Below are 25,312 nucleotides of genomic sequence, written 5' to 3'. Positions count from 1 at the left end.
GCGGCTTTCCGGGCGATCAGGCTTCGATGACCAGCGGCACGATCATCGGACGACGACGAAGCTTCTGGTTCACCCAGCGACCGATCGTGCGACGAACCACCTGCGAAAGCGCATGCGTGTCCCGGACTCCGTTTCCGGACGCCTCCTTGAGCGCCGCAACGATCTTCGGCACGACGTCATCGAATACGGAATCGTCTTCTGCGATGCCGCGCGCGTGGATCTCGGGGCCGGTGATGATGCGGCCCGTCGCAGCATCCACCACGATGATGATCGAGACGAAGCCCTCTTCACCGAGGATGCGACGATCCTTGAGATCGGCATCGGTGATCTCGCCCACGGTCGAACCATCGACGTAGACGAAGCCGATGTCGAGCTGGCCGGCGATGTGGGTCTTGCCGTCCTTGAGGTCGATGATCGTGCCGTTGGAGGCGAGGATGGTGTTCTCCTCGGGGATACCCGTTTCCTGCGCGAGTTTGGCGTTCGCCATCAGGTGACGGTACTCGCCGTGCACAGGCAGCACGTTCTTGGGCTTGAGGATGTTGTAGCAGTACAGCAACTCTCCCGCCGCCGCGTGGCCGGAGACGTGCACCTTGGCGTTGGCCTTGTGCACGACGTTCGCGCCGAGCTTGGTGAGACCGTCGATGACACGGTAAACCGCGTTCTCGTTTCCGGGGATCAGGCTGGATGCGAGGATCACGGTGTCCCCCTCACCCACCTCGATCGCGTGGTCGAGGTTGGCCATGCGGCTGAGCACTGCCATCGGCTCGCCCTGCGATCCGGTGGACATGTAGACGATCTTCTCGTCGGGCAGGTCCCGCGCCTTCTTGTAGTCGATCAGCACGTTCTCGGGGACCTTGAGGTAGCCGAGGTCGGCGGCGATCGTCATGTTGCGCACCATGCTGCGCCCGAGCAGTGCGACGCGTCGCCCGTTCGCGTGCGCGGCATCCAGAACCTGCTGAACGCGGTGCACATGACTGGAGAAACTGGCCACGATCACCCGGCGCGGCGCCTTCGCGATCACCTGATCCAGCACGGGGCCGATCGAGCGCTCCGTCGGGGTGAATCCGGGTACGTCGGCGTTGGTGGAGTCAACGAGGAACAGATCGACGCCCTCTTCACCGAGACGAGAGAAGGCCCGGAGGTCCGTGATCCGGCCATCCAGCGGCAGCTGGTCCATCTTGAAGTCGCCTGTTGCCAGCACCATGCCGGCCGGCGTGCGGATCGCGACGGCGAGTGCGTCCGGGATGGAGTGGTTCACGGCGACGAACTCGAGGTCGAAAGGTCCGACCTGCTCCTCCTGCCCCTCCTTCACCGTGAGCGTGTACGGCTTGATCCGGTGTTCCTTGAGCTTGGCTTCGATCAGGGCGAGGGTGAGGCCGGAACCGATGAGCGGGATATCGCTCTTCAGACGCAGCAGATAGGGCACTGCTCCGATGTGGTCTTCGTGGCCGTGGGTGAGCACGACGCCGACAATGTCGTCCAGCCGATCCTTGATGGGCTCGAAATCCGGAAGAATCAGGTCGACGCCAGGCTGGTGCTCTTCGGGGAACAGCACGCCGCAGTCGACGATGAGGATCTTGCCGTCGTACTCGAAGATCGTCATATTGCGACCGATCTCGCCGAGGCCGCCGAGCGGGATGACCCGGAGAGTTCCTTCAGCAAGCGGCTCTGGTGCGGAGATGGGAATGGACATTGATGTCTCCTCAGTCGGACACACGCCGTGCCCGTATTGCATGGTGGGCGCACTCTGCGCCCGTCGTATCAGCGCGTCGTACCGGGTACCTTCGGCAGCGCACCGCCGGCGGCCGCGTTGCGGTCGGGGCGGAAGTTCGAGAAATCGGCACCGGGCACGCCGGATACCGTAGCGAGTTCGTCTTCGATGCGGGCGGCTTCCCACTCCTCCGGCCCCACCAGCGGCAGGCGCACGCGAGGGCTGGAGATGCGGCCGAGGCCGTGCAGAACGTACTTCACCGAAACCGTGCCGGGAACGTGGGTCATGACCGCGCGCACGAGCGGTTCGAGCCGCTTGTGCTCTGCGGTCGCTGCGGCGAGATCGCCGCGGTTCACGGCATCCACCATCGCTCGATACGGCGTCGCCGTGATGTTGCCGGTGACGCCGATGAGCCCGGTGGCACCGATCGAGAGATGCGGCAGCGCATTGGTGTCGTCGCCGGAGAAGTACATCAGGTCGGTCTCGTTCAGCACACGACTGACCTCGCTGAAGTCGCCCTTGGCGTCCTTCACCGCGAGGATGTTCGGATGCTTGGCCAGACGAAGCAGGGTCTCGTACTTGATCGGCACCCCGGTGCGTCCCGGAATGTCGTACAGGATGACGGGGAGATCAGTCGAGTCGGCGACCAGACGGAAGTGCGTGAGGATGCCGGCCTGGGTCGGCTTGTTGTAGTACGGCGTGACGATCATGATGCCGTCGGCGCCGGCCTTCTCACTGGCCTTGTACAGCTCGATCGCGTGAGCGGTCTCGTTCGACCCGCCTCCGGTGATGATCTTCGCACGACCGGCCGAAACCGACTTGCCGACCTCGACGAGCTTGAGCTTCTCCGGGTCGGTGAGGGTGGAGGTCTCCCCCGTCGTGCCCGTGACGACGATGCCATCGGCGCCAGCGGTGATGACGTCGTCGATGTGCTTCTCGGTGGCATCCCAATCGACCTCACCGTCGGCCGTCATCGGAGTGACGAGCGCGACGAGAACCTGTCCGAAGGGATTGCCCGAGTGCGTCATCCTCCCAGCGTATCGGTTTCAGCCCATCCGGAATGCCCCGGATAGGCTCGCACTCATGACCTGGCGCACCGATGATTCCCGCATCGTCTACGAGAATCCCTGGATCTCCGTTCGGGAGGATGCTGTGACGGGCCCCGCCGGCAACGGCATCTACGGCGTCGTCACGGTGCGCAACCCCGCCGTGTTCATCGTAGCGATGGATGCCGACGACAGAGTGTGCCTTGTCACGCTCGACAGGTACACGGTCGGCCGATCCATCGAAGTGCCAGCCGGCGGCAGCGACGGCGAGGATCCGCTGGTCGCCGCGAAGCGCGAGCTGCTCGAAGAGACCGGCATGCAGGCGGCGCAGTGGTCGCAGATCGGTCGGATGAACGCGCTGAACGGCGTCACAGTCGCCCCGGAGTTCGTCTTCCTCGCACGCGAGCTGAGCGCCGCAGACCCCACGGACGCGGTCCACGATGACGAGGGCATCGAAGAGGTGTCCTGGGTGCCGTTCGCGGAGGTGCTGCAGATGATCGCGCAGGGGCGCATCAGCGATGGTGAGACGGTCGCAGCGCTCGCGTACGCCGGCATCCATCTCGCTCGTTTTCAGTGAGTTCAGACCCGTCCGCGACGTGCCGCGCGAGCGGTGAGTGAAGACGGCAGCAGCCTGGTCAGCGCGACGACGGTCTTGTAGCGCAGCGACGGAATCGACACGGCCTTGCCCTGTGCGGCATCGCGAAGCCCTTCGCGCACGACATCGCGGGCGTTCAACCAGCCGATCGCGGGAATGCCCTCGTGTCCGGGAGCAAGCCCCATCCGCTCGTGGAACGTCGTATGCGTGAAGCCCGGGCAGACCGCGGTGACGCTGACACCGTCACGGGCGTATTCGGCATTCGCCCACCTGCTGAATCCGATCAGCCATTGTTTGCATGCCGAGTACGTCGACCGGGAGATGAAACCCGCAACGGACGCCACGTTGATGATCCGCCCACCGCGTCCGCGCATGCGGCCCAGTGCCGCGTGCATGAGGCGCATCGGCGCCTCGACGTGAATGCGCAGGTGGCGCACTTCGTCCTCGATGTCGTTGTCGGCGAAGTGCAGAGGGAGCCCGAAGCCGGCGTTGTTGACGAGCAGATCGATCGGACGCTCTCCCTCAGAGATCCGCGCGACGACCAGCTTCATACCCTCCTCGGTGACCAGATCCGCGGGAAGCACCTCGACCGAGATGCCGTGCCCATCGCGCAGGCTGCGCGCGAGCGTCTCCAGGCTGTCTGCCGACCGTGCGACGAGCACGAGATCGGCACCACGGTCTGCGAGCTGGCGCGCGAATTCTTCACCGAGTCCGGCACTGGCACCGGTGATCAGAGCGGTGGGCATCAGCGCTCGTAACTCAGGAAGCGATAGCGGGTGCCGGTGCGCGAGGTCTGCCACTCCCCCTCGTCGACGAGCCGCCACCCCTCTTTGGAGGGTGCATACGAGTCTCCGACGACATCGAGATCGAGCTCGGTGACTTCGAGCCGATCAGCCTCGCCGATCACCTGGGCGAAGATCTCCGCACCGCCGATGATCCACACGCGTTCCAGTCCGCGGACGGCTGCGGCGAGGTCAGCGGCGCGACGAGTGCCCTCGGCTTCCCAGTCCTGCTGACGCGTGATCACGATGTTCTCGCGTCCTGGCAGCGGGCGGAATCGCTCCGGCAGGGAGTCCCAGGTCTTGCGTCCCATCACGACAGGAGATGCGAAAGTGACCTCTTTGAAGTGGGCGAGATCCTCGGGCACATGCCACGGCATTCCGCCTTCGGCACCGATGACGCCGCCGGCGGCCTCGGCCCAGATCAGGCCCACCCACGTCATACCGCGACCGCCGCGCGAATCGACGGATGGTGCTGGTAGTCCTCGATCACGAAATCCTCGAATGTGTAGTCGAGGATCGACTCCGGCTTCCGCGCGAAGCGCAACGTGGGATACGGGTAGGGGTCGCGGCTCAGCTGCTCACGCACCTGCTCGATGTGGTTGTCGTAGACGTGGCAGTCGCCACCGGTCCAAACGAAGTCTCCGGGTTCGAGGCCCACCTGCTGCGCGATCATCATCGTCAGCAGTGCATAGCTGGCGATATTGAACGGCACGCCGAGGAACATGTCTGCGCTGCGCTGATAGAGCTGGCAGGACAGCTTGCCATCGGCGACGTAGAACTGGAACAGCGCATGGCACGGCGCGAGAGCCATATCAGGGATGTCCGCCGGATTCCACGCGGAGACGATCAGTCGACGTGAGTCCGGAGCAGCCTTGATCTGCTCGATCACCTGAGCGAGCTGATCGATGTGACCGCCGTCCGGCGTCGGCCAGGACCTCCACTGCACGCCGTAGACCGGGCCCAGATCGCCGTCGGCGTCTGCCCACTCGTCCCAGATCGTGACGCCGTTCTCACGCAGCCACGAGACGTTGGAATCGCCCCGCAGGAACCAGAGCAGCTCGTACGCGATCGACTTGAAGTGCACTCGTTTCGTGGTGATCAGCGGGAAGCCCTGCGACAGGTCGAAGCGGATCTGCCGGCCGAACACGCTCGTGGTGCCGGTGCCGGTGCGATCATCCTTATGCGTGCCCGTTTCCAGGACGTCACGGAGCAGATCTTCGTACGGCGTAGGGACGTCGGCGCTCATGCCTCACACGATACCCGTCTTCGACGAGGACAGCGGCGTCATTCGCCGTCATCTCGGGGCCACTCACCACCCGCCGCCGTATTCTTGAGCAATGCCCCTCTCGATCGCCCTGCTCATCGCTGGCGCGGTTGTGCTGCTCGCCATCGCGGCAGGCTTCTTCGCCCGCGCGCAGGATGGGCGCAGGCGTACCGGCGGGAAGGTGCTGGTCGATTGGGCAGACCTTCCCGGAGGTACTACGACATCGATCACTCTCGTGCAGTTCAGCACTGAGCTGTGCGCGCGCTGCCCGCAGGTGCGTCGAATGCTCGGTGAGGTCTCACGTGAGACGGGCATCGCACAGGCCGAGATCGATCTGACTCGGCGCAGTGATCTGGCGACGAAGTACCACGTGCTTCAGACGCCAACGACGTTCCTCATCGATGCGGCCGGTGAGGTCGCGGCGCGCTGGGGAGGCGTCCCCGATCGCGCCTCGATCATCGAGGCGATCGAGGCACTGGGTGTGTCATCGAGTCCAACCAGAGCGCGACAGGAGCAGTCATGACCACACCGGCGGGCATCGATCCCCGTGGCCCGCGCTTCGCGGCCGCTATCACCTCTGCCCAGCTCTTGCTCGCTCTCCTGCTGAGCCTGGTCGGGCTCTCGACGGCACAAGCTTCGTTCGGCTGGTTCGCCTATCAGCCGCTCGCTGACGCCACTTTCGTCCCTGGCGCTGTGCTGACGCTTCCCGCTGCATCGCTTGTCCAACGGGCGCTCGACCCCGGATTCCTCGCACTCCTTGTCGTCGCACTGCTCTTCCTCTGGGGCGTGCTCTCCCCGCGGACCGCCCCCTGGGGCGCGATCTTCCGGCGCTTCATACGACCTCGACTCGCGGCGCCGACCGAGCTCGAAGACCCGCGGCCCCCTCGCTTCGCGCAGGGCGTCGGCCTCATCGTCGTCTCGATCGGCCTCGTGCTGCATCTGGCCGGTGTGCCGTGGGCTCTGCCGATCGCTGCCGCCGCGGCGTTCATCGCGGCCTTCCTCAACGCCGCGTTCGCTTTCTGCCTCGGTTGCCAGATCTATCTGTTGCTGCAGCGTGCGGGGATCCTCGGCCGCACTGCTCCGGCTGCCTGATCGGGCGGTTCCCCACAGACCTCGCGGTCGATAGGCTGGCCGAACACCCAGCCACGACCCTTGGAGGAATCATGCCCGTCACCAGCGAAGCAGCGACAACCTGGACCGGTTCTCTCACTGAAGGGTCGGGCACCGTCCGATTCTCCTCATCGAACCTCGGCACCTTCCCCATCAACTGGAAGGCGCGCAGCGAGGGCTCCGACACGACCACGACCCCGGAGGAGCTGATCGCTGCCGCGCACTCCTCGTGCTTCAGCATGGCGCTCTCGAACGCCCTCGCCGAGAACGGTACCCCGCCCGAGCGCGTCAACACGACGGCTTCTGTGACCTTCAAGCCCGGTGTCGGGATCTCCGGCAGCCACCTCAACGTCAATGCCTCGGTTCCCGGACTCACCCAGGAGCAGTTCCAGGAGATCGCCGAGGGTGCGAAGACCGGTTGCCCCGTTTCGCAGGCGCTGGCCGGAATCGAGATCACGCTCGAGGCGACGCTGGCCTGACCTTGGCGAGGCGGATCGCCTCGCGGATGCTGGCTCGGGCGTCTTTACGACGTCCGGCAGCATCTTGCACGACCCCGAGGCGATAGCGCGCCCGCCAGTCATCGGCGGCGGCTTCTGCCTCGCTGGTGTATCGCTGCACGAGCGGGTCGGCATCCGATTTTGCGAGTTTCCCTCGCGCGCTCAGTTCCGTCTCGGCCGGCGGCATCCCGCCTTCGGCATCCAGTTCCGTTCCGAGGCGATCCGCCTGGATGCCGAACTGGATCTCGCGGATGAGCGCCCATGCACCGATCAGCGGAAGCACGATGAGCGCAACGCCCATTGCGATACCGACCGGCTCACCGCTCACGAGGTATAGAAACGCCCACTGCCCTGTGAGGACGAAGTAGAGAATCAAGCAGAGCGCGACGACGATGACGCCGGCACGTGCCATCACGAGCGGTGTCCGATTCCGATGTCGATCATGCTCTCCAGGCCCACGACGATGCCGCGGGCCTCGGCAGCGAACGGCACGGACAGACGGATGCCGGGCGCATACGCCGACGCCGGATCCACCGTGTCATGGGTCAGAGTGAGGGACTCTCCGCGACCGGAGAGGATCACATCCTGGCGAGCGATGACGCCCGGGCGGCGCAGTGAGTGGATCGGCACGCTGGCCACCTGCTGCCCCCGCGCACGCTGGTCCGCGTGCGGGGCGCTCACCGGCCCCTGCTCGGTGCGCGCCGCGGCGATGAGTTCAGCGGTGCGCACAGCGGTGCCGCTGGGAGAGTCGATCTTGGTGTCGCGATGGGCCTCGATGATCTCGATCGAGGGAAAGAACGGTGCAGCCGCCGCGGCAAGTGCCGACCCCAGCACGGAGCCGAGTGAGAAGTTGGGGACGAAGACGGCCCCGGTTCCCGCTGACTCAACCAGCGCGCGCACCAGAGAGATGCGCTCAGCAGACCAGCCAGAGGTTCCGACGAGCACGTTGATGCCGCGCTCGACAGCCGCGCGCACGACGTCGACGCTGACCTGGGGCGTCGATGCGTCGACGACAAGATCGGCTCCGTCGAGCTCGTCCAGCTCGCTGGATGAGGTGAGCATCCGCACGACCTCGAATCCGTCAAGGTCGTCGATCACCGCCTTGATGATCGTTCCGAGCTTGCCGGAACCGCCGACGAGTGCCACCTGCTTGGTCATGCGACCAGTCTATTTGGGCTCAGACAGGTAGGACGTCCGGCAGGCCGGTGCGCAGCTCCATCGGTAGATGACTCAGTTCGTTGTGGTTCACCAGCGTCCACGGCCTGCCCTGCTTCTGAGCGATGACCGTCAGACCGCAGTGGGCCTGGTTCAACGTCATCCATCGCCAATCGGGTGCGCCGAGCACTTCTCTCACGAACCACGCGATGACGAAGTTGTGCGTGATCAGCACGTCGTGCACATCACCCTGCTTGCGCACGAGGAATTCGTTCACGGCATCAGCCATCTGCGCCCCGCCCGCTTCGACCTCGGCATCCGTCACGGAGCCGAAGAACGATTCGTACACGGCTGGCGTGTCTTCGGTCATGCCGGTCGGCACGCAGTCGAACAGCAGAGCCGACTGCTGAGGGGTGATCGCAGGAAGCCGCTCCGCAATAGCGCGCGCAGTCTCTGTGGCACGCAGCAATGGCGAATGCCAGACGCCGTCGAGCGGAAGGCCGGACAGGCGGTCTGCGATCAGTTCTGCTTGACGTTGCCCCCGAGGAGAAAGAGGTCCGTCGTCGACGCCGTGCTCGGCATCCTGATGTTCACCATGTCTGACCAGATAAATGTAGTGCGTCACAACCCGCTCGCTTCGTTGCCAGCCTTCTCTGCGGCCATTCCACCCTATCGGCCTCAGAAGGGGCCGCGGCCCAGCGAGTCAGTTTCCTGCGCGAGTGAGCTCTGCGATCTGGGTGCGCGACAGCGAGATTCCGGCGCCCTGCATGAGCTCATCGACCTGCTCGGTGGCGAAGCTGTTGACGATGGGAGCCGCGATCGTGCGCTGGGCGAGCAGCCAGGCGATCGAAACCGCAGCAACCGGTGCATCCAGCTCTGTGGCGACTTGGTCGAGCGCGCGCAGAATGCGGATGCCGCGGCGATTGAGCTGGCTGCGCAACTGCTCTCCGCGCACACCCCGGGACATCATGGCCTTGCTGCGATGACGGCCGGAAAGGAAACCGTGCTCGAGTGCGTGCGACGGGGTGACCGCGAGGTTCTGCGCGCCGGCAACCAGACGCAGATCCCCCTCGAACGCGTCGCGGCGGACGAGGTTGTACGGCTCATCGAGAACTTCGAGGCGCGGGTAACCGGCCGAAGCGAGAATGCGTGCTTCCACGAGACGCTCGGGAGTGAAACGGAACGCACCGACCACGCCGACTTTGCCGGAGTCACGCAGCCATTCGACCGTCGCAAGGGTGTCTTCGAGGTTCGTGACCTGGTCAAGCGTCGCGTCCAGGTACATGATGTCGATGCGATCGACGCCCAGGCGCGTCAGCGACCCTTCGACCGCACGGACCAGGTTCACCGGATCAAGACCGGGGTTATCCGCGTGCGAGCCGACACGCACGTTGAGCAGGGTGCGGTCGCGCTGTCCTCGCGAGCGCAGCCACTGGCCGATGATGTACTCGCTGCGACCGCCGGAGAACCCATCTGCCGTGTGAATCGCGTTGCCACCGAACTCGACGTAGCGATCGAGGATCGCATGGCTCGTCTCAAGATCGACGTTCCAACCGAATTCGGCTGCCCCCAGCATCAGCGGGAATGTGCGCACGTCGGTCTCGCCGAGGCTGACACGGATGCTCTCTCCGACACCGGGACCGACCACGGGGATCGGTGCGGATGGATGCTGGGATGCTTCCCGAGCGCGTGCGACCTGCTCAGCAGTTCCTGTGCCGAACAGTCGCATCTTCATCACCCCCGCGCGTGTCTTGTGGAAGACCAGCGTTTGTCATGCACCCCCTGTGCGTACTACGAGGGTAAGCGAGAACAACGAACTCCCCGACCATTGCGCGTAACGAGACGAGAACTTCTCATAACGTTTTGATCACAGATGGCACGACGAAGGCCCGGATTTCGCTCTTGAGGAGCGGAATCCGGGCCGACGCGCTGAGACTTACGCCTCGGGCTGCTCCGCGGCGGGAGCATCTTCAGCGGCTGCGTCATCGAGCACGGGCTCGAGCGACAGCTTGCCGCGGTCGTCGATCTTCGCGATCTTCACGAGGAGCTTCTGGCCGACCGAGAGGACGTCATCGACGTTCTCGACACGCTTGCCACCGGCGAGCTTGCGCACCTCGGTGACGTGCAGCAGGCCGTCCTTGCCCGGGAGCAGTGAGATGAAGGCGCCGAACGACGCGATCTTCACGACGGTTCCGAGGAACTGCTCGCCGACCTCCGGGTTGGTGGGGTTGGCGATCGCGTTCACCTGGGCACGGGCCGCCTCGGCCGAAGGGCCGTCGACTGCGCCGATGTAGACGGTGCCGTCCTCCTCGATGGAGATCTGCGCGCCGGTCTCGTCCTGGATCGCGTTGATCGTCTTGCCCTTCGGGCCGATCAGCTCACCGATCTTGTCGACCGGGATCTGCACGCTGATGACGCGCGGCGCGGTAGGCGCCATCTCGTCAGGAGCGTCGATCGCAGAGTTCAGGACGTTCAGGATCGTCAGACGCGCATCCTTGGCCTGCGTCAGCGCACCGGCAAGCACGTCGGACGGGATGCCGTCGAGCTTGGTGTCGAGCTGGATCGCAGTGATGAACTCGCTGGTTCCGGCGACCTTGAAGTCCATGTCGCCGAGTGCATCTTCTGCACCAAGGATGTCGGTGAGAGCCGCGTAGCGGGTCTGGCCGTCGACCTCGTCGGAGACGAGGCCCATCGCGATACCGGCAACGGCTGCGCGCAGCGGCACACCCGCGTTCAGCAGCGACAGCGTCGATGCGCAGACAGAGCCCATGGACGTCGAGCCGTTGGAGCTGAGCGCCTCGGACACCTGGCGGATCGCGTACGGGAACTCCTCGCGGCTGGGCAGCACCGGCACGAGCGCGCGCTCGGCGAGGAAGCCGTGCCCGATCTCGCGACGCTTCGGCGAGCCCACTCGGCCGGTCTCACCGGTCGAGTACGGCGGGAAGTTGTAGTGGTGCATGTAACGCTTGTGCGTCACCGGCGACAGCGAGTCGATCTGCTGCTCCATCTTCAGCATGTTCAGCGTGGTGACGCCCATAATCTGGGTCTCACCGCGCTGGAAGATCGCCGAACCGTGCACGCGCGGGATGACCTGCACCTCTGCGTCCAGCGGACGGATGTCCGCGAGACCGCGACCATCCATGCGCACGCCCTCTGCGAGGATGCGGCCGCGGACGATGTTCTTGGTGACGGACTTGTATGCGCCCGAGACCTCGCCTGCAGCGGATGCCGGAAGCGTACCCGCCTCGATCGCCGAAGCGACCTCGGCCTTGACGCGGTCCTTGACCTCGTCATCGGCGTTCTGACGCTCAACCTTGTCAGCGATCTGGTAGACCTTCTCGAGGTCTGCAGTCGCGGATGCGGCGACGAAGTCGTAGGTGGCCTGCTCGTACGCCGGGAAGACCGGGTAGACACCGGGTGCCTTCGACGAGTGCTGCGCCATCTCGGCCTGGGCCTTGACGAGCTGCTTGAGGAACGGCTTGGCAGCCTCGAGGCCGCCTGCGACGATCTCTTCACTCGGCTTGACAGCGCCGCCCTTGATGAGGTTCCAGCTGTTCTCGGTGGCCTCGGCCTCGACCATCATGATCGCGACGTCTTCGGTTCCGTCGGCCTTGGTGACCACGCGACCGGCGACCATGAGGTCGAAAACGGCCTCTTCGACCTGTGCGTGGTTCGGGAACGCGACCCACTGGTCGGCGTTCTCGCCCTGGCCGGGGATGAGCGCAAGTCGAACGCCAGCGATCGGACCGGAGAACGGCAGACCCGAGATCTGGGTCGACGCGGATGCCGCGTTGATCGCCAGTGCGTCGTAGAACTCACCCGGAGCGATGGACAGCACGGTGATGACGATCTGGACCTCGTTGCGCAGGCCGTCGACGAACGACGGACGCAGCGGACGGTCGATCAGACGGCAGACGAGGATCGCCTCTGTGGAGGGGCGTCCTTCCCGACGGAAGAACGAACCGGGGATCTTGCCTGCTGCGTACGAACGCTCTTCGACGTCGACGGTCAGCGGGAAGAAGTCGAAGCCCTCGCGCGGGTGCTTTCCTGCGGAGGTTGCGGAGAGAAGCATGGTCTCTCCATCGAGGTAAGCCGCGACCGAACCCTGCGCCTGCTGAGCAAGGCGACCTGTTTCGAAGCGGACAGTGCGGGTGCCGAAGCGACCGTTATCGAGAACGGCCTCGGCGGCAGTGATTTCAGGACCTTCCAAGAGGTCTCTCCTTCTTTGTTTAGACTCGTCCCTCCGTGTGAGGGGCGAGATCATACGTACGCGCGCGCGAATCGGCGCGCTGACTGCACACAGCAGTCCACCGCCAGCTTATCAGCGTGGTGGCGCGGAACTTGCCGGACACTAGAGTGACCCCATGGGATTGCTTCGGGTTCGGCGGCCGGCCACCGGTCACACGCCCGAGTTCGATCTTGCGTATGTGCGAACGGGGCCCCGCACCAGCACCCCGACCGTCGTGATCCCCGGGGGGCCAGGTCTCGGCTCGATCCGCCCCTACCAGTCGCTTCGGCGCCAGGGCGCATCCGGTGGGCTCGACATCATCATGATCGAGCATCGTGGTGTGGGCAGTTCGCGCAGGGGGCTCGATGGACACCCGCTCCCGCAGTCGGCGATGCGTGTCGGCGATGTCGTCGATGACATCGCCGCTGTGCTCGACAACGAGCGTGCAGCGACAGCATTCATCGCCGGCTCGTCGTACGGCAGCTACCTGGCCGGCGCCTTCGGCATCGCATACCCCGATCGGGTGGCCGGCATGCTCCTCGACTCCGCTCTGCAGTCCGCAGACGACGTCACGCTGGAGCGGGAGCTCATCCGGAACTTGTTCTGGGAAGACGACTCGCCGTACTCCCGCGACGTTCGCCGGTTGATCGCCTCCGGCGCACAGGACCGCCGGGTGCTCGATGTGATCAGAGCCGCCTACGAGCTCGGTGGCGATGCATTGCTGCGACCTTTCCTGCGCACACGGTCACGGGGTCGGTGGAATCCCGCATGGCGGGCGCTTTCGCTCTACTCCAGACGGGACGAATCGATCATCCGGATTCCGGGGTACTACGACTTCTCGATCGTGGGTGCCATCGGATATCGGGAACTCGGCTACGGCGGGCATCCCGACGGACTACCGCTCGACCCGGCGCAGACGTACTCGCGCCTCGCGTATCGGTTCCCCGCATTCGCCGGCGAGTCCTTCGATCTTCCTGCCGCGATGCCGGCGTTCGCGTGGCCCCTCGCACTGCTCGTGGGCAACCGGGATATCCGCACCCCTCCCGCGATCGCACATCGTGTCGCAGCCGCGGCGCCGGATGCCGCGCTTGTGACGATCGAGAACGGACACAGCGCACTCGACACTCATCCGCTCGCTTTCCTCAATGGCGTCCGGAACCTCGTGCGCGGACAGCACAAGCTGCTCGCGCAGCAGGCGGATCGACTCGATCAGCTCCCCCGCCGGGGCGCATCAGCGGCCCTCGTCACCGCACTCATCACGGCAGCGCGATTCGAGGACGCGATCCATTCCCGCTAGCGACCGCGGCGGTCAGACCCGCTGCTCGTGCACGGCCTCCAGCGCCGCGGCCTGAGCATCCGTCATCCCGTCGATCGGCTCGCCGTTCCAGACGATGTCGTCGCCGAGCGCACCGAGCAGTTCTTTACGCTGGCCGTGGCTGAGCTTGGCGCCGTGGATGAGGGTCGCAGGACTCCACATCATGGCCATCGAGTCATGCCAGCCGGAGCCCACATCCTTGACCTTGATCAGGTCGTGCAGGGTCGTCGGCAGATGCTTGAGCGGTTCGGTGAAGGCATCGGCGAGCACCGCGGCCGAGACCTGGCGTTCCACACCCGGCTCCACGACGGCGGGGTCGGCGGTCTCGCCCGTCAACGCGAGGGCGAATTCCTCGGCTTCCAGCAGGATCACGCCGTTCGTGGGGCGCGGATTGCACTCGATCGCGTAGAGCTGGCCGTCGTTGTCGACGAAGTCGAACGACAGCTGTCCGGTGAAGTCGCCGCCGAGGGCGTCGATGATGCGCTGGGTGTAGGCAAGCGTGTCGGTGCTGTCGACGGCGAGGAACGTGATGCCCGTGCTGTGCGCCCACTGCTCGGGTGCCCGGTAGGTGCAATGCGACGTGATCCGACCGTCGACGATCGTGCTGTAACTGCACACCATCGGCCCGTCGACGAACGGCTGCACCAGCCACGGCTGATCCGGAGTCGGCTTGCAGTCCTCGACGGCGATGTTGCCGGCGAGCGGACCGGTGTTCGTGAGCAGTCCGATGCCACCGCGGGAGAACGCTGCCCGTGCGAAGTAGCGAGGGTACTTCTCGATCGCGGCGGCAAGCGATGCGTCATCGGTCGCCACGATCGTCTCGGGCACCGGGACGCCCGCGTCGGTGACGAGCCGCTTGAAACTCGCCTTGTCATGCAGTCGGGCAAGCGCCTCGAACCGTCCTGCGTACAGACGGACGCCTGCTGGCAGGTCCTCTACACGAGCAGCGAGGTAGAACGCTTCCTCGAACGTGGGGATGATGAGGTCGATGTCGTGGCGAGTCACGATGTCGCTGATATCACTGATGAACTGATCCGTGTCGAATCGCGGTGAGGCGGTCACCGCGTGCTCGGAGGCATACTTCGAGTGATTGCCGATGGCATCCCGGTAGGTGTCGCTGGCGACGACGGTGTGTCCGACGCTTCCCAGCTTGCGGATGATGTCGAGGGCGAATGTATTCCGAGAACTCGTCACGAGTACACGCATGGGTGGCCTTTCGTCGGGAGGTCAGCGTGCTCACACCCTAGCGTCAGATTGGCCTAGGCTGACTGCATGAGCACCGACGAAGGCGCAACCTCCTCATCCGAGGAGATGAAGCGCAAGTTCAAGGAAGCGCTCGAGAAGAAGAACGCACATCATCGCGACGGTGAGTCTCACCTGGATGGCGAGTCCGCCGTCCACTCGGTGAATTCTCCGCAGACGCGACGTGAGTTCCGACGCAAGAGCGGTTGACCGTTTAGAAGGCACCGACCCGCACTGGGCCGGTGCCTTCCTCTCAGTCCGCGCTCACTCCCCCGCAAGGCCGCCGAGCAGATGGCCGAAGGAGCGTCCTTCACCGAGGTAGTTCGCCGGGTCGAACGGGTCGTCGGATGTGACAGCAGCCCGTCGCGCCACGGCCTCGGCGAGCTCACGCGCCCCCTTCTCGACACGCGCGCTGAGCGGGGCGACGTCGTCCGCACTGCTTCCCCAGTCACTGGATGCCGCAAAGACTCCGGTCGAGACGGCATCGGCGTGCAGGTAGGCGAACAGCGGCCGTATCGCGTAGTCGATCGCGAGCGAGTGCCGGGCGGTTCCTGCATTCGCACCGATCAGCACGGGCTTGCCGTTGAGGCCATCGGGATCGAGTACATCGATGAACGACTTGAACAGTCCGGAGTAGCTCGTGGAGAAGATCGGCGTCACCGCGATCAGCGCATCCGCCGAGTACACCGAGTTGATCGCCGACTCGAGTGCTGCGGGCGCAAAGCCGGTGAGCAGGTTGTTGGTGATGTCGTGCGCCAGATCGCGCAGCTCGATCACGTCCACCGTGGCCTGGATCTCGCGCTCTGCGAGCTGGTTCACGGTCTCCGCCGCCAGCCTGTCCGCCAGCATCCGGGTCGATGAGGGGTTCGACAATCCCGCCGCGATTACGGCGATACGACGCTCTGCCATGATCATGCCTCCGTCCGGCTGATGCCGAATGCAGCGCCGGCCGGCGCTGGGGTGTCCTGGTAGGGCGAGCCGGCGGTGAGGTTGTCACCGCGGTTGACACCCGGCCGCGCCTCGCGCGCGGGTCCATCGCCGTACACGGCCTTCACGCGAGCGGCGTGGGTCGGAGCATCCGGGACACTCGCGGGACGGTTCTTCGCCAGTTCCCTGCGGAGGACCGGAACGACCTCGCCGCCGAGGATGTCGAGCTGCTCGAGCACGACCTTCAGCGGGAGCCCCGCGTGATCGATGAGGAACAGTTGGCGCTGGTAGTCGCCAAAGGTATCGCGCATCGCGGCGTATCGGTCGATGACCTGCTGGGGCGAACCGACCGTGAGCGGCGTCATCTCGGTGAAGTCCTCCATGCTCGGGCCGTGGCCGTAGACGGGGGCGTTATCGAAGTATGGCCGGAACTCGTTGACTGCGTCCTGCGAGTTGGCACGCATGAAGACCTGGCCGCCGATCCCGACGATCGCCTGCTCGGCTGTGCCGTGCCCGTAGTGCGCGAAGCGCTGACGGTACAGCTCGATGAGGCGCTGGTAGTGCTCCTTGGGCCAGAAGATGTTGTTCGCGAAGAAACCATCTCCGTAGTACGCCGCCTGCTCAGCGATCTCCGGGGTGCGGATGGAGCCGTGCCACACGAACGGCGCTACGCCGTCTAGCGGGCGCGGCGTGGAGGTGAAGCCCTGCAGCGGGGTGCGGAATTTGCCCTCCCAATCGACGACGTCCTCGTCCCAGAGCTTGCGCAGCAGCGCGTAGCTCTCGATCGCCAGTGGAAGCCCCTGACGGATATCCTTGCCGAACCACGGGTACACCGGGCCGGTGTTGCCGCGGCCGAGCATGAGGTCGGTGCGGCCGTCCGAGATGTGCTGGAGCATCGCGAAGTCCTCGGCGATCTTCACCGGGTCGTTCGTGGTGATGAGCGTCGTCGACGTCGACACGATGATTCGCTCGGTCTGCGCGGCGATGGCGGCGAGAGTCGTGGTGGGAGAAGACGACCAGAACGGCGGGTTGTGGTGCTCGCCGACGGCGAAGACGTCGAGGCCCACCTCTTCGGCGTGCTTCGCGATAGTGATCGCGTCCTTGATCTTCTGACCTTCGCTGGGCGTCTCGCCGGTGATGGGGTTCTGGGTGACGTCGCTGACGGTGAAGAGTCCGAACTGGATGCCTGAGGTTGCGGGCTGGTCGCTCATGAGGGTGCTCCGGGGTTCTCGAGGCGGATGCGGCGACATCCGTGTCTATGCGTTTGAATATATCGGGTACAACGCCACCTCGGCAACTTTATTCCTGAACGGTAGCCTTCAATGATGAGCAGTACCCCGCTGGTGCCGACTGGCCCGATTACTGGTTCCGTCGCACGCCCGCGCAGACGCGTTCCCTTCTGGGACAACGCCCGCTACGCGTGCATCGTGCTCGTCGTCCTCGGACATGCGATCCAGCGTCTGACCTATGACTCCGACATCGCGATGGCGCTGTATCTGTCGGTCTACGCATTCCACATGCCGGCCTTCGCCATCATCGCGGGATACTTCTCGAAATCCGCTCCGCCCACCAGGAAGCAGATGTCCCGTGTCCTCACCGACATCCTGCTGCCCTACGTCATCTTCGAACTGCTGTGGACGCTGACGAAATGGCTCGTCGAGGGACGCGCGAATCCGAACCTCACCCAACCATCCTGGACGCTGTGGTTCCTGCTCGCCCTGGGAATCTTCCGCCTGGTGCTGCCCTATCTGGCACTGCTGCGCTGGCCACTGGTGTGGAGCGTGCTGATCTCGATCGGCGCCGGATACCTTCCGAACGTCGACAGCACGTTCTCGCTGTCGCGCACCCTGGGGTTCCTGCCGTTCTTCGTGCTGGGCTGGTGGGCACGCGAGCACGATTTCGTGAACAGGCTGCGGCTCATCGACTTCCGTCCGTGGTGGTTGCGCGCGGTCGCCGTCGCGGTGTTCGTCGCCGTCGGGTTCATCGCGTGGAACTGGGTGGACCTCTGGAAGAGCCTCGACCTCGATACCTGGTTCTTCTACAACGACTCGTACGCCGAACTCGGCGCGCACGTGTGGTGGTCAGGCGGCATCCGGTTGCTGCTGATCGTGATCGGATTCGTGCTCAGCATCGCCTTCTTCGTGCTGATCCCCCGCGGCACCTACTGGTGGACGACGTTCGGTCAGTACACGATGTACGTGTACCTGCTGCACTCGTTCGTGCTCTACCCGTTCCGGGAATCCGGCATTCTCCGGGACGCTGAGCCGACCTGGATCTGGCTGCCGATGGTGATCGTCCTCTCCGTCGGGATCGCCCTGGGGCTTGCGACGAAGCCGGTGCGCTGGGTGTTCCGGCCCCTCGTCGAACCTCGCGCACGCTGGCTGTTCTCGGATGCGCGGCTGGCCGAGACTTCGCGGCGGGATGACCCCACGGGGTCACGGCGCACCTGAGCGCGCCGCGGTTCTACGCGACGGTAACTCTTCGCAACACGAGCGGTTCAGGGCGAGGGCTCGACGTACGCTCGGGATATGGCTGATCTGAACCTCCCGGTGCTCGACCTCGCAGAGCTCGACAACGGCCCCGAAGCGGCCGCAAAGTTCCGCGATGACCTTCGCGCTGCCACACACGACGTCGGGTTCTTCTACCTGACCGGAACGGGCATATCGCACGAGCTCTTCCGACAACTGCAGCAGGCGGCACGCGACTTCTTTGCACTGCCCGAGGAGCAGAAGCTCGCGATCGAGAACCTAAAGAGCCCCCAGTTCCGCGGATACACGCGCATCGGCGGTGAGCGCACTCAGGGCAAGGTCGACTGGCGTGAGCAAATCGACATCGGGCCAGAACGTGACGCCATTGCTGAGGGCCCCTCCTTCAACCGCCTCATCGGCCCGAACCTGTGGCCGGCGGCCCAGCCTGAGCTGCGCGAGATCGCCACATCATGGCGCGAGCACCTGACGGGCATCTCCCGCAGGCTCCTGCGCAGCTGGGCGCAGGCGCTCGGTGCTGAACCCACCCACTTCGACGCCGACTTCGGCGATCCGGCGAGTCTGCTCAAGATCGTGCGCTACCCCGGCACGGATGCGCCGGAACCGCACCAGGGAGTCGGGGCGCACAAGGATTCCGGCGTTCTCACCCTGCTGTGGGTGGAGCCAGGCAAGGGCGGTCTGCAGGTGGAGCGCGACGGCGCCTGGGTGGACGCCCCGCCCGTCGACGACGCATTCATCGTGAACATCGGCGAGATGCTGGAATACGCCACCGGCGGCTATCTCAAAGCCACCAACCACCGGGTGATCTCTCCGAAGGCGCCGGAAGATCGCATCTCGGTTCCGTTCTTCTTCAGCCCTGCGCTCGATGCGAAGCTGCCGCTCATCCAGCTCCCGGCGGAGCTTGCCTCCGAGGCGCGTGGCGTGACCGAGGATCCGAGCAATCCGATCCACAGCCTGTATGGCGAGAATGCGCTCAAATCACGGCTGCGCGCACATCCGGACGTCGCGGCGATCCATCACGCGGATCTGGTGGGTGCTGGCGCCTGAGGTCGAGCCCTGGGGGCGCGGAGTAGCCTCGAGGCATGCCGTCGCCGTTCTTCACTGTCGGACACTCGACTCGCTCCATCGACGAGTTCATCGAACTGCTGCAATCGGCAGAGGTCGAAGGCGTCGTCGATGTGCGACGACTGCCCGGCTCGAATCGATATCCGCAGTTCAACGAGGATGCGCTACGGGAATCGCTCGGCACCGCCGGCATCCGTTTCGAGCGCATCGCGGAGCTCGCGGGACGCCGTCCCGTCTCGAAAGATGTGCCATTCGACGTCAATGCGTTCTGGCAGAACCGCAGCTTCCACAACTATGCCGACTATGCGCTCTCCGATGAGTTTCGCGGGGGCGTCGAGCAGCTCATCGATCTAGGGCGCCAGGCGCGTACAACGGTCATGTGCTCGGAAGCCGTCTGGTGGCGGTGCCACCGACGCATCATCGCCGATCATCTGCTGGCGCGCGGCGAAACCGTCTTCCACCTGATGGACCAGGGGCGCGAGCACCCGGCCGAGCTGACGGCTGGAGCCGTCGCCGACGGCGATACGGTCACGTACCCGGCCTGAACGCACCGGGAACGATGAAGGCCTCCCCACACCGTGGGGAGGCCTTCCAAGAAGTTTCGCGCGATTGAACGCTGGTCGTTATCGACGGAGTCCGAGGCGCTGAATCAGCGAGCGGTAACGCTCGATGTCAACACCCTGGAGGTAGCCGAGCAGACGACGACGCTGACCGACGAGCAGGAACAGCCCACGACGCGAGTGGTGGTCGTGCTTGTGCTCCTTGAGGTGCTCGGTGAGGTCCTTGATGCGCTGCGTCAGCATTGCGACCTGCACCTCGGGGGATCCGGTGTCACCGGGGTGCGTCGCGTACTCTTCGATGATCGCCTTCTTGACGTCTGCTTCCAGTGCCATAGATTCGATCCCCTCTCACTCATTGCGCGGCGCCCGACGCCTGATACGTGGGCTCTCTTTATCCGCGGCCGATCAAACGGCAACCTGTAGAGTCTACCAGCCCTTCGAATGTCCCTGACACGTGGTCACGAAACGGCGGATGCCGTGGATGCCGGTAGCCTCATCGGGTGAGCAGTGCCTGGATCGATCTTCGCCCCTTCCGGGCGAGTCCATCATTCACGCGACTCTGGATCGGCTCCACGCTCGGCGGCCTGGGCGGGCAGCTGACGCTGGTCACCATCATGCTGCACGTGTTCGATCTCACCGGCAGCACGTTCGCCGTTTCGATGGTCGCCGTCTCCGGACTGATCCCCATGATCGTGGCCGGGCTGTACGGCGGGATGCTGGCGGACGCATTCGACCGGCGCATCGTCGGCCTCATCGCCGCCGTGTTCACCTTCGCATCCACCCTTCTACTCGCGATCCTGACCTGGTCACAGCTCGAGACGATCTGGTGGCTGTACGCACTCAGCATCATCAACGCCGCGGCGAACTCGGTCGGGATGGCGACGCGCAGCGCGATCATCCCCCGGCTCATCCCTCGCGAGCTCCTCGCCTCCGCCTCCGCTCTGAACGGAATCACGATCGGCCTGATGGTGATGGTGGGCCCGGCGATGGCCGGTGTCCTCGTCGCCACCACAGGGTACGGGTGGACCTACACGATCGACGTCGTCCTGATGCTGGCGATGTTCATGGGCTTGTGGACCCTGCCGTCGCTGCGTCCGGAAGGCACGATCGTACGCCCCGGCCTGGCGTCGCTCGTCGACGGCTGGCAGTTCCTCAAACGCGCCCGCAACATCCGGACGCAGTACATCCTCGACATCATCGCGATGACGTTCGGGCAGCCGATGGCTCTGTATCCGGCCCTCGGCACCGTGCTGCTCGGCGGCGGGGCTGTCACCACCGGCGCGCTCACCGCGGCGGTCGCGGCCGGGACTTTCCTGTCCAGCCTGTTCTCCGGGCGAATCGTGCGATATCGCTGGCACGGTCGCGGCATCCAACGTGCGATCCAGGTGTACGGCGCCTCGATACTCGCGTTCGGCGCGATCCTGCTCCTCGGCGTGTGGATGCCGGCGGCGAGCGAGACCTCGATCAATCTCGGCCTCATCGTCGCCGCTTGCGTCGCGCTGGCGGCATCCGGGGCCGCCGACAATGTCAGTTCGATCTACCGCAGCACCATGATGCAGTCGTCGGTTCCCGACAGCATCCGCGGTCGACTGCAGGGCATCTTCGTCATCGTCGTCACCGGCGGCCCGCGTCTCGGCGCCCTCTATGCGGGCACGCTGGCCACCCTCACGGCGCTGTGGTTCCCGCCACTGCTGGGCGGTTTCATCGTGATCGTGCTGGTCGCGATGCTGGTACGCGCCACACCACGATTCCGCGACTACGACGCAGAGCACCCCGTGCCCTGACGGGCACGGGGTGCATTGCTAATCGGATCAGTCCTGCTGCAGTGCACCCTGCAGGTCGAGGTTGATCGTGATGTCCTTGCCGACGAGTACGCCACCGGTCTCGAGCGCGGCATTCCAGGTGAGACCGAAGTCTTCACGGTTGATGACCGTCTTCGCCGATGCGCCGGCCTTGTAGTTTCCGTACGGGTCCTGACCGAAGCCACCGAACTCGAACTCGAAGCTGACCGGCTTGGAGACGCCACGGATGGTCAGGTCGCCGTCGACGAAGAAGTCGCCGTTCTCGACGCGTGCACCGGTGGAGACGAAGTTCATGGTCGGGAAGTTCTCGCTGTCGAAAAAGTCTGCCGAACGCAGGTGCCCGTCGCGACCTTCATCCTTGGTGTCGACCGATGAGACGTCGACGGATGCTTCGACCTTCGTCTCGAGCGGGTTCTCCGGAGCGACAAGCGTGGCGCTCTTCATTCCGAACGTGCCGCGCACCTTCGAGATCATCATGTGGCGGACGCTGAAGGTGACCTCGCTGTGCGAAGGGTCAAGGATCCAGGTGCCGGGACGGTAGCCGGGAACATCAATCGTGGTCATGCGGAGTTCTCCTTGAGATCAGGGCCGCGCTCGCGGCGTTCATGGGGTGTAGCTCGTATGCGAGCGCATGTATTCCGACTCTCCCGAACAATTTTCGAGAAAAGACGAAGACCCCCGCTCGTCTCGGAGCGGAGGTCTTCACTGCGGGGCGTCGAATCAGCCGACGTCCACCAGATCAATGATGAAGATGAGGGACTTCCCGGACAGGAAGTGACCCGCACCCGCAGGCCCGTAGGCCAGGTGCGGCGGGATGACCAGTTCGCGGCGTCCGCCGACCTTCATTCCCGGGATGCCGTCCTGCCAGCCCTGGATCAGGCCGCGCAGCGGGAACTGGATGGTCTCACCGCGCCCCCAGGAGGAGTCGAACTCTTCACCAGAGTCGTACTCGACCCCGGCGTAGTGCACGGTCACGGTGTCGCCGGGCTTCGCCTCGGTTCCTGCACCCTCGATGAGGTCTCGGATGACGAGCTCTTCGGGGGCGGGTCCGCTGGGGGCGTCGAACTCGGGCTTTGTGCGATCTGTCATGGTTCCATCCAACCGGAGCGACGTGGCCGGGGTCAATGCGATGGGGATAGCCGAGAGCGAACAGCTGGGAGGTTTCGGCTCGCTTCGCTGGCTCAAGGAGGTTTCGACTCGCTTCGCTCGCTCAACCTTGCCACGCGCCAGGCTCAGGGCGCTTCGCGCCGAGAGCCTGGCCGTGGCAACACTCAGCGCCCGGTGCTGCGGCGATGCCTGCGAGTCTCCCGGGCGCTGAGTTGGCCTGACACCAGGGTGCACCCGGTGCTGTCGCCTGTCAAGAGCCTGCCGCTGTCAGTAGGCCAGCAGGGCGGCTCTGGTCGCCCGCGTCCGAGTAAGCAGCGCCCGCTCGTCGTCCGCCGCGAGCGGATCCCGCCCGGCGATGGCGCGCTGGCGCACGGCTGCGAGAGCCGTCGCATCCTTGATGAACTGCTTCATCAGGGAACGCCTGTCGCCGTTCAGCGATGCCGCCCAGCGCATGCCCACTTTGCGCCCCGAGGGCGTCGCGAGCATCGTCACTTCCTCGGGGGTGAACCAACCCGCGGCGGCATACTCTCCCAGTCGCTCCCGGGTGATCCGTGCTTCCTCGCGACGCAGCGCGACGATGGCGAGGATGAAACCGATGAACAGCGGCACCTGCAGCGTCACGTAGAGCGCGAAGAAGTCCGCGAACATCGCAGAGCCGTTCCAGAACCCGTGCAGAAGCATGGCTCCGATCATTCCCAAGCATCCGGCGCCGAACACGCCTCCCTTCGACGCGCCGCGGCGCACGGCCAGGCCCATCGCAAACCCGGTCAAGGCCGTGAACATGGCGTGCGCGAACGGAGATATCAGTCCGCGCATCACGAACGTCGCCGTCAGCTGGGTTCCGCCGCCCTCGATCAGGCTGATCGCGAAGTACTGGATGTTCTCCGTGAAAGCGAACCCTCCGCCGATGAGCGCTCCGTAGACGACTCCATCGATCGGACCGTCGAATGCACGCCGCCCGATGAGGAAGATGACATAGATGCCGATCCCCTTCGCGACTTCTTCGATGATCGGGGCCTGGATCACCGTGCTGAGCTCCTCAGTGCGCAGACCGATCGCCATCGTGATGGCGAGGTCGACGAGCAGCGTGATGCCGACCGCCGCGATGGCGCCCCAGGCGATCGCAAAAGCGATGAGGAGCTTCGGCTCCGGCTCCCAGCGGTCGATGATGTAGACGCCGATGAACACGATCGTCAATGGGATCAGAGCGATGACGAGCCCGATTCCGGATGCCACCGCTCCCAGTGCCCATACGAAGTACCCGATCAGCACGACGAGCACGAACCCCAGGATGCCGAACAGCCAGATCGATACGGTGCGGCCCTTCTTCGCGGGGACGGGGAGCGTCGGCAGCGCGGGGCCCGGAGCTGACACCACCGGTGCCGGCGGCGCATACGTCGTCGGCTGGCTGTCCTGGGGCTGTCCAGGTCCTCCGAAAGTCATGATCAAAGCCTAGAGGCAGTCATCACGCCGACGACAAGTGATGACCGGTAGCGTAGAAGCATGCGTTTCGCCCATCTGCGCGGCTCTGATTCTTCCGGCATCCATCTCGCCGTCATCGAAGACTCCGCCGCCGTCCTCGTCTCCGATCTCCTCTCCCCCGCGCCAGCCACGCTCCAGCAGCTCATCGAGGGCGGAGACGACATGCTCCAGGCCCTGCGCTCTGCGCTTGCCGACAGCGCAGCACCGCGGCATCCGCTCGATGGTTTCGGATTCGCATCCGCTGTGCTGAACCCGCCCGTGATCCTCGCGGTCGGACTGAACTACGCCGCGCACTCCAGTGAACTGGGGCTGAAGACCGACACGGCGCCGACGGTCTTCACGCTCTGGCCGAACTCGCTCACGGGCCATGACGCCGTCACCGGCTGGCCGCGCACGCTCAGCGAGTCCATCGACTATGAAGCGGAGCTCGGCGTGCTCATCGGCCGCGCCGCGAAGGACGTCGCGCTCGAGGATGCACTCGAGCATGTCTGGGGCTACACGGTGGTCAACGACATCACCGCTCGCGACATCCAGTTCGCCGAGGCGCAGTGGTCGCGGTGCAAGTCGTTCGACGGCTTCACACCGACCGGCCCGTTCGCCGTGACCGCCGACGAGGTTCCCGACCCGCAGGATCTGCACATTTGGACGGTCATCGACGGACACACCGTGCAGGACGCCAGCACCGGGCAGATGGTCCGCTCGGTTGCGAAGCTCGTCACGCATCTGTCGCAATCGATCACCCTGCAGCCGGGAACTCTGATCTCCACCGGCAGCCCGGGCGGGGCCGGCTACTCCCGGGACCCGCAGATCTTCCTGCGCGACCACTCCACCGTCACGGTGGGGATCGACGGCATCGGAGAGCTCACCACGCACTGCCGCATCTACGACTGACGCTTCGACAGGCTCAGCGGTCCGGGGTGCTCCCCCGAACCGCTCGC

At 65.1% G+C, this 25,312-nt stretch carries 28 protein-coding genes; 11 read left to right on the top strand and 17 right to left on the bottom strand.

Annotated elements, in window-relative coordinates:
- Positions 1-16 precede the first annotated feature (16 nt).
- Together ACTIAO_RS00325 and dapA are read right to left on the bottom strand one after the other, a co-directional pair.
- Complete coding sequence (locus tag ACTIAO_RS00325) at positions 17-1,693, bottom strand: ribonuclease J (RefSeq protein ID WP_441904355.1); 1,677 nt, start codon at positions 1,691-1,693, stop codon at positions 17-19.
- 68 nt (positions 1,694-1,761) lie between these two features.
- A complete protein-coding gene (gene dapA / locus ACTIAO_RS00320) occupies positions 1,762-2,739 on the bottom strand; it encodes a 4-hydroxy-tetrahydrodipicolinate synthase (protein ID WP_441904354.1) in 978 nt (325 codons plus the stop codon).
- Between the two features lie 55 nt (positions 2,740-2,794).
- Here dapA and ACTIAO_RS00315 point away from each other — a divergent pair, with 55 nt between their 5' ends.
- Entirely contained in the window at positions 2,795-3,334 is a 540-nt protein-coding gene (locus tag ACTIAO_RS00315; RefSeq protein WP_441904353.1) for an NUDIX domain-containing protein, read from the top strand.
- Between the two features lie 2 nt (positions 3,335-3,336).
- Here the strand turns inward: ACTIAO_RS00315 and ACTIAO_RS00310 are convergent, their stop codons facing one another.
- From ACTIAO_RS00310 to ACTIAO_RS00300, 3 genes are read right to left on the bottom strand one after another with little or no spacing between them, the layout of a single operon-like run.
- A complete protein-coding gene (locus ACTIAO_RS00310; protein WP_441904352.1) occupies positions 3,337-4,098 on the bottom strand; it encodes an SDR family NAD(P)-dependent oxidoreductase in 762 nt (253 codons plus the stop codon).
- On the bottom strand, positions 4,098-4,574 hold the full coding sequence (locus ACTIAO_RS00305) for a dihydrofolate reductase (protein ID WP_441904351.1): 477 nt from the start codon (positions 4,572-4,574) through the stop codon (positions 4,098-4,100). The genes ACTIAO_RS00310 and ACTIAO_RS00305 overlap by 1 nt, the downstream gene beginning before the upstream one ends.
- Entirely contained in the window at positions 4,571-5,380 is an 810-nt protein-coding gene (locus ACTIAO_RS00300; RefSeq protein WP_441904350.1) for a thymidylate synthase, read from the bottom strand. Before ACTIAO_RS00300 ends, ACTIAO_RS00305 begins: the two co-directional genes overlap by 4 nt.
- 91 nt (positions 5,381-5,471) lie before the next feature.
- Here ACTIAO_RS00300 and ACTIAO_RS00295 point away from each other — a divergent pair, with 91 nt between their 5' ends.
- The 3 genes from ACTIAO_RS00295 (at position 5,472) to ACTIAO_RS00285 (ending at position 6,987) form a co-directional block, all read left to right on the top strand.
- On the top strand, positions 5,472-5,921 hold the full coding sequence (locus ACTIAO_RS00295) for a TlpA family protein disulfide reductase (RefSeq protein WP_441904349.1): 450 nt from the start codon (positions 5,472-5,474) through the stop codon (positions 5,919-5,921).
- Positions 5,918-6,490, top strand: coding sequence for a DUF4395 domain-containing protein (locus tag ACTIAO_RS00290; protein ID WP_441904348.1), 573 nt, complete (start codon positions 5,918-5,920; stop codon positions 6,488-6,490). The genes ACTIAO_RS00295 and ACTIAO_RS00290 overlap by 4 nt, the downstream gene beginning before the upstream one ends.
- Before the next feature lie 71 nt (positions 6,491-6,561).
- Positions 6,562-6,987, top strand: coding sequence for an OsmC family peroxiredoxin (locus ACTIAO_RS00285; protein ID WP_441904347.1), 426 nt, complete (start codon positions 6,562-6,564; stop codon positions 6,985-6,987).
- On the opposite strand, the gene ACTIAO_RS00280 is transcribed toward ACTIAO_RS00285, so the two are convergent.
- The 5 genes from ACTIAO_RS00280 to ACTIAO_RS00260 form a co-directional block, all read right to left on the bottom strand.
- A complete protein-coding gene (locus ACTIAO_RS00280) occupies positions 6,962-7,417 on the bottom strand; it encodes a hypothetical protein (protein ID WP_441904346.1) in 456 nt (151 codons plus the stop codon). The genes ACTIAO_RS00285 and ACTIAO_RS00280 overlap by 26 nt on opposite strands.
- Positions 7,417-8,163 (bottom strand): 4-hydroxy-tetrahydrodipicolinate reductase, encoded by a 747-nt coding sequence (gene dapB, locus ACTIAO_RS00275; protein ID WP_441904345.1) that lies wholly within the window; start codon positions 8,161-8,163, stop codon positions 7,417-7,419. Before dapB ends, ACTIAO_RS00280 begins: the two co-directional genes overlap by 1 nt.
- A 19-nt stretch (positions 8,164-8,182) precedes the next feature.
- On the bottom strand, positions 8,183-8,785 hold the full coding sequence (locus ACTIAO_RS00270) for a histidine phosphatase family protein (protein ID WP_441904344.1): 603 nt from the start codon (positions 8,783-8,785) through the stop codon (positions 8,183-8,185).
- A gap of 78 nt (positions 8,786-8,863) precedes the next feature.
- On the bottom strand, positions 8,864-9,889 hold the full coding sequence (locus tag ACTIAO_RS00265; RefSeq protein ID WP_441904512.1) for an aldo/keto reductase: 1,026 nt from the start codon (positions 9,887-9,889) through the stop codon (positions 8,864-8,866).
- Between the two features lie 207 nt (positions 9,890-10,096).
- A complete protein-coding gene (locus ACTIAO_RS00260; RefSeq protein WP_441904343.1) occupies positions 10,097-12,370 on the bottom strand; it encodes a polyribonucleotide nucleotidyltransferase in 2,274 nt (757 codons plus the stop codon).
- Positions 12,371-12,524: 154 nt separating this feature from the next.
- On the opposite strand from ACTIAO_RS00260, the gene ACTIAO_RS00255 reads away from it, so the two are divergent.
- Entirely contained in the window at positions 12,525-13,685 is a 1,161-nt protein-coding gene (locus ACTIAO_RS00255) for an alpha/beta fold hydrolase (protein ID WP_441904342.1), read from the top strand.
- Between the two features lie 12 nt (positions 13,686-13,697).
- On the opposite strand, the gene ACTIAO_RS00250 is transcribed toward ACTIAO_RS00255, so the two are convergent.
- Positions 13,698-14,897 (bottom strand): carbamoyl-phosphate synthase large subunit, encoded by a 1,200-nt coding sequence (locus tag ACTIAO_RS00250; RefSeq protein ID WP_441904341.1) that lies wholly within the window; start codon positions 14,895-14,897, stop codon positions 13,698-13,700.
- A 78-nt stretch (positions 14,898-14,975) separates the two neighbouring features.
- Here ACTIAO_RS00250 and ACTIAO_RS00245 point away from each other — a divergent pair, with 78 nt between their 5' ends.
- Positions 14,976-15,155: a DUF5302 domain-containing protein gene (locus ACTIAO_RS00245; RefSeq protein ID WP_441904340.1), complete on the top strand. Its 180-nt coding sequence runs from the start codon at positions 14,976-14,978 to the stop codon at positions 15,153-15,155.
- A 54-nt stretch (positions 15,156-15,209) separates the two neighbouring features.
- On the opposite strand, the gene ACTIAO_RS00240 is transcribed toward ACTIAO_RS00245, so the two are convergent.
- Both ACTIAO_RS00240 and ACTIAO_RS00235 read right to left on the bottom strand, forming a co-directional pair.
- Positions 15,210-15,854, bottom strand: coding sequence for an FMN reductase (locus tag ACTIAO_RS00240; protein WP_441904339.1), 645 nt, complete (start codon positions 15,852-15,854; stop codon positions 15,210-15,212).
- Between the two features lie 2 nt (positions 15,855-15,856).
- Positions 15,857-17,083 (bottom strand): LLM class flavin-dependent oxidoreductase, encoded by a 1,227-nt coding sequence (locus tag ACTIAO_RS00235; RefSeq protein ID WP_441904338.1) that lies wholly within the window; start codon positions 17,081-17,083, stop codon positions 15,857-15,859.
- A gap of 114 nt (positions 17,084-17,197) precedes the next feature.
- Between ACTIAO_RS00235 and ACTIAO_RS00230 the strand changes: the two genes are divergently transcribed.
- The 3 genes from ACTIAO_RS00230 (at position 17,198) to ACTIAO_RS00220 (ending at position 19,968) form a co-directional block, all read left to right on the top strand.
- On the top strand, positions 17,198-18,322 hold the full coding sequence (locus ACTIAO_RS00230) for an acyltransferase family protein (RefSeq protein WP_441904337.1): 1,125 nt from the start codon (positions 17,198-17,200) through the stop codon (positions 18,320-18,322).
- 78 nt (positions 18,323-18,400) lie between these two features.
- Entirely contained in the window at positions 18,401-19,405 is a 1,005-nt protein-coding gene (locus ACTIAO_RS00225) for an isopenicillin N synthase family dioxygenase (RefSeq protein ID WP_441904336.1), read from the top strand.
- A gap of 35 nt (positions 19,406-19,440) precedes the next feature.
- Positions 19,441-19,968: a DUF488 domain-containing protein gene (locus ACTIAO_RS00220; protein WP_441904335.1), complete on the top strand. Its 528-nt coding sequence runs from the start codon at positions 19,441-19,443 to the stop codon at positions 19,966-19,968.
- A gap of 78 nt (positions 19,969-20,046) precedes the next feature.
- Here ACTIAO_RS00220 and rpsO read toward each other — a convergent pair whose 3' ends face one another.
- Positions 20,047-20,316: a 30S ribosomal protein S15 gene (gene rpsO, locus ACTIAO_RS00215; protein WP_441904334.1), complete on the bottom strand. Its 270-nt coding sequence runs from the start codon at positions 20,314-20,316 to the stop codon at positions 20,047-20,049.
- Between the two features lie 167 nt (positions 20,317-20,483).
- Here rpsO and ACTIAO_RS00210 point away from each other — a divergent pair, with 167 nt between their 5' ends.
- The gene (locus ACTIAO_RS00210) at positions 20,484-21,767 is read left to right on the top strand and encodes an MFS transporter (RefSeq protein WP_441904333.1); all 1,284 of its coding nucleotides are present in this window, start codon (positions 20,484-20,486) and stop codon (positions 21,765-21,767) included.
- A gap of 27 nt (positions 21,768-21,794) precedes the next feature.
- Here ACTIAO_RS00210 and ACTIAO_RS00205 read toward each other — a convergent pair whose 3' ends face one another.
- From ACTIAO_RS00205 to ACTIAO_RS00195, 3 genes are all read right to left on the bottom strand, one after another.
- Positions 21,795-22,349 carry a YceI family protein gene (locus ACTIAO_RS00205; RefSeq protein ID WP_441904332.1) on the bottom strand — a complete coding sequence of 185 codons (555 nt, stop codon included), beginning with the start codon at positions 22,347-22,349 and terminating at the stop codon, positions 21,795-21,797.
- Between the two features lie 156 nt (positions 22,350-22,505).
- A complete protein-coding gene (locus ACTIAO_RS00200; protein WP_441904331.1) occupies positions 22,506-22,874 on the bottom strand; it encodes an FKBP-type peptidyl-prolyl cis-trans isomerase in 369 nt (122 codons plus the stop codon).
- Positions 22,875-23,159: 285 nt separating this feature from the next.
- A complete protein-coding gene (locus ACTIAO_RS00195) occupies positions 23,160-24,335 on the bottom strand; it encodes a PrsW family glutamic-type intramembrane protease (RefSeq protein ID WP_441904330.1) in 1,176 nt (391 codons plus the stop codon).
- 60 nt (positions 24,336-24,395) lie between these two features.
- Here ACTIAO_RS00195 and ACTIAO_RS00190 point away from each other — a divergent pair, with 60 nt between their 5' ends.
- Positions 24,396-25,265, top strand: a complete 870-nt coding sequence (locus ACTIAO_RS00190) for a fumarylacetoacetate hydrolase family protein (protein ID WP_441904329.1) — start codon at positions 24,396-24,398, stop codon at positions 25,263-25,265.
- Positions 25,266-25,312 lie beyond the last annotated feature (47 nt).

Origin of the sequence: Microbacterium sp., assembly GCF_052099035.1 — a bacterium.
Lineage (GTDB): Bacteria > Actinomycetota > Actinomycetes > Actinomycetales > Microbacteriaceae > Microbacterium.
Note: the sequence above shows the minus strand (reverse complement) of the source record. Positions and strands in the feature narration are given on the sequence as shown.

What these genes read in the sequence shown, in the direction of transcription:
- ACTIAO_RS00235 (WP_441904338.1), bottom strand. Translation starts at nt 17,083, where the DNA reads ATGAGCGACCAGCCCGCAACCTCAGGCATCCAGTTCGGACTCTTCACC.
- ACTIAO_RS00190 (WP_441904329.1), top strand. Translation starts at nt 24,396, where the DNA reads ATGCGTTTCGCCCATCTGCGCGGCTCTGATTCTTCCGGCATCCATCTC.
- ACTIAO_RS00195 (WP_441904330.1), bottom strand. Translation starts at nt 24,335, where the DNA reads ATGACTTTCGGAGGACCTGGACAGCCCCAGGACAGCCAGCCGACGACG.
- ACTIAO_RS00325 (WP_441904355.1), bottom strand. Translation starts at nt 1,693, where the DNA reads ATGTCCATTCCCATCTCCGCACCAGAGCCGCTTGCTGAAGGAACTCTC.
- ACTIAO_RS00265 (WP_441904512.1), bottom strand. Translation starts at nt 9,889, where the DNA reads ATGCGACTGTTCGGCACAGGAACTGCTGAGCAGGTCGCACGCGCTCGG.
- dapB (WP_441904345.1), bottom strand. Translation starts at nt 8,163, where the DNA reads ATGACCAAGCAGGTGGCACTCGTCGGCGGTTCCGGCAAGCTCGGAACG.
- ACTIAO_RS00230 (WP_441904337.1), top strand. Translation starts at nt 17,198, where the DNA reads ATGAGCAGTACCCCGCTGGTGCCGACTGGCCCGATTACTGGTTCCGTC.
- ACTIAO_RS00240 (WP_441904339.1), bottom strand. Translation starts at nt 15,854, where the DNA reads ATGGCAGAGCGTCGTATCGCCGTAATCGCGGCGGGATTGTCGAACCCC.
- ACTIAO_RS00255 (WP_441904342.1), top strand. Translation starts at nt 12,525, where the DNA reads ATGGGATTGCTTCGGGTTCGGCGGCCGGCCACCGGTCACACGCCCGAG.
- ACTIAO_RS00315 (WP_441904353.1), top strand. Translation starts at nt 2,795, where the DNA reads ATGACCTGGCGCACCGATGATTCCCGCATCGTCTACGAGAATCCCTGG.
- ACTIAO_RS00245 (WP_441904340.1), top strand. Translation starts at nt 14,976, where the DNA reads ATGAGCACCGACGAAGGCGCAACCTCCTCATCCGAGGAGATGAAGCGC.
- ACTIAO_RS00305 (WP_441904351.1), bottom strand. Translation starts at nt 4,574, where the DNA reads ATGACGTGGGTGGGCCTGATCTGGGCCGAGGCCGCCGGCGGCGTCATC.
- ACTIAO_RS00290 (WP_441904348.1), top strand. Translation starts at nt 5,918, where the DNA reads ATGACCACACCGGCGGGCATCGATCCCCGTGGCCCGCGCTTCGCGGCC.
- ACTIAO_RS00205 (WP_441904332.1), bottom strand. Translation starts at nt 22,349, where the DNA reads ATGACCACGATTGATGTTCCCGGCTACCGTCCCGGCACCTGGATCCTT.
- ACTIAO_RS00310 (WP_441904352.1), bottom strand. Translation starts at nt 4,098, where the DNA reads ATGCCCACCGCTCTGATCACCGGTGCCAGTGCCGGACTCGGTGAAGAA.
- ACTIAO_RS00285 (WP_441904347.1), top strand. Translation starts at nt 6,562, where the DNA reads ATGCCCGTCACCAGCGAAGCAGCGACAACCTGGACCGGTTCTCTCACT.
- ACTIAO_RS00280 (WP_441904346.1), bottom strand. Translation starts at nt 7,417, where the DNA reads ATGGCACGTGCCGGCGTCATCGTCGTCGCGCTCTGCTTGATTCTCTAC.
- ACTIAO_RS00225 (WP_441904336.1), top strand. Translation starts at nt 18,401, where the DNA reads ATGGCTGATCTGAACCTCCCGGTGCTCGACCTCGCAGAGCTCGACAAC.
- dapA (WP_441904354.1), bottom strand. Translation starts at nt 2,739, where the DNA reads ATGACGCACTCGGGCAATCCCTTCGGACAGGTTCTCGTCGCGCTCGTC.
- ACTIAO_RS00220 (WP_441904335.1), top strand. Translation starts at nt 19,441, where the DNA reads ATGCCGTCGCCGTTCTTCACTGTCGGACACTCGACTCGCTCCATCGAC.
- ACTIAO_RS00200 (WP_441904331.1), bottom strand. Translation starts at nt 22,874, where the DNA reads ATGACAGATCGCACAAAGCCCGAGTTCGACGCCCCCAGCGGACCCGCC.
- rpsO (WP_441904334.1), bottom strand. Translation starts at nt 20,316, where the DNA reads ATGGCACTGGAAGCAGACGTCAAGAAGGCGATCATCGAAGAGTACGCG.
- ACTIAO_RS00300 (WP_441904350.1), bottom strand. Translation starts at nt 5,380, where the DNA reads ATGAGCGCCGACGTCCCTACGCCGTACGAAGATCTGCTCCGTGACGTC.
- ACTIAO_RS00295 (WP_441904349.1), top strand. Translation starts at nt 5,472, where the DNA reads ATGCCCCTCTCGATCGCCCTGCTCATCGCTGGCGCGGTTGTGCTGCTC.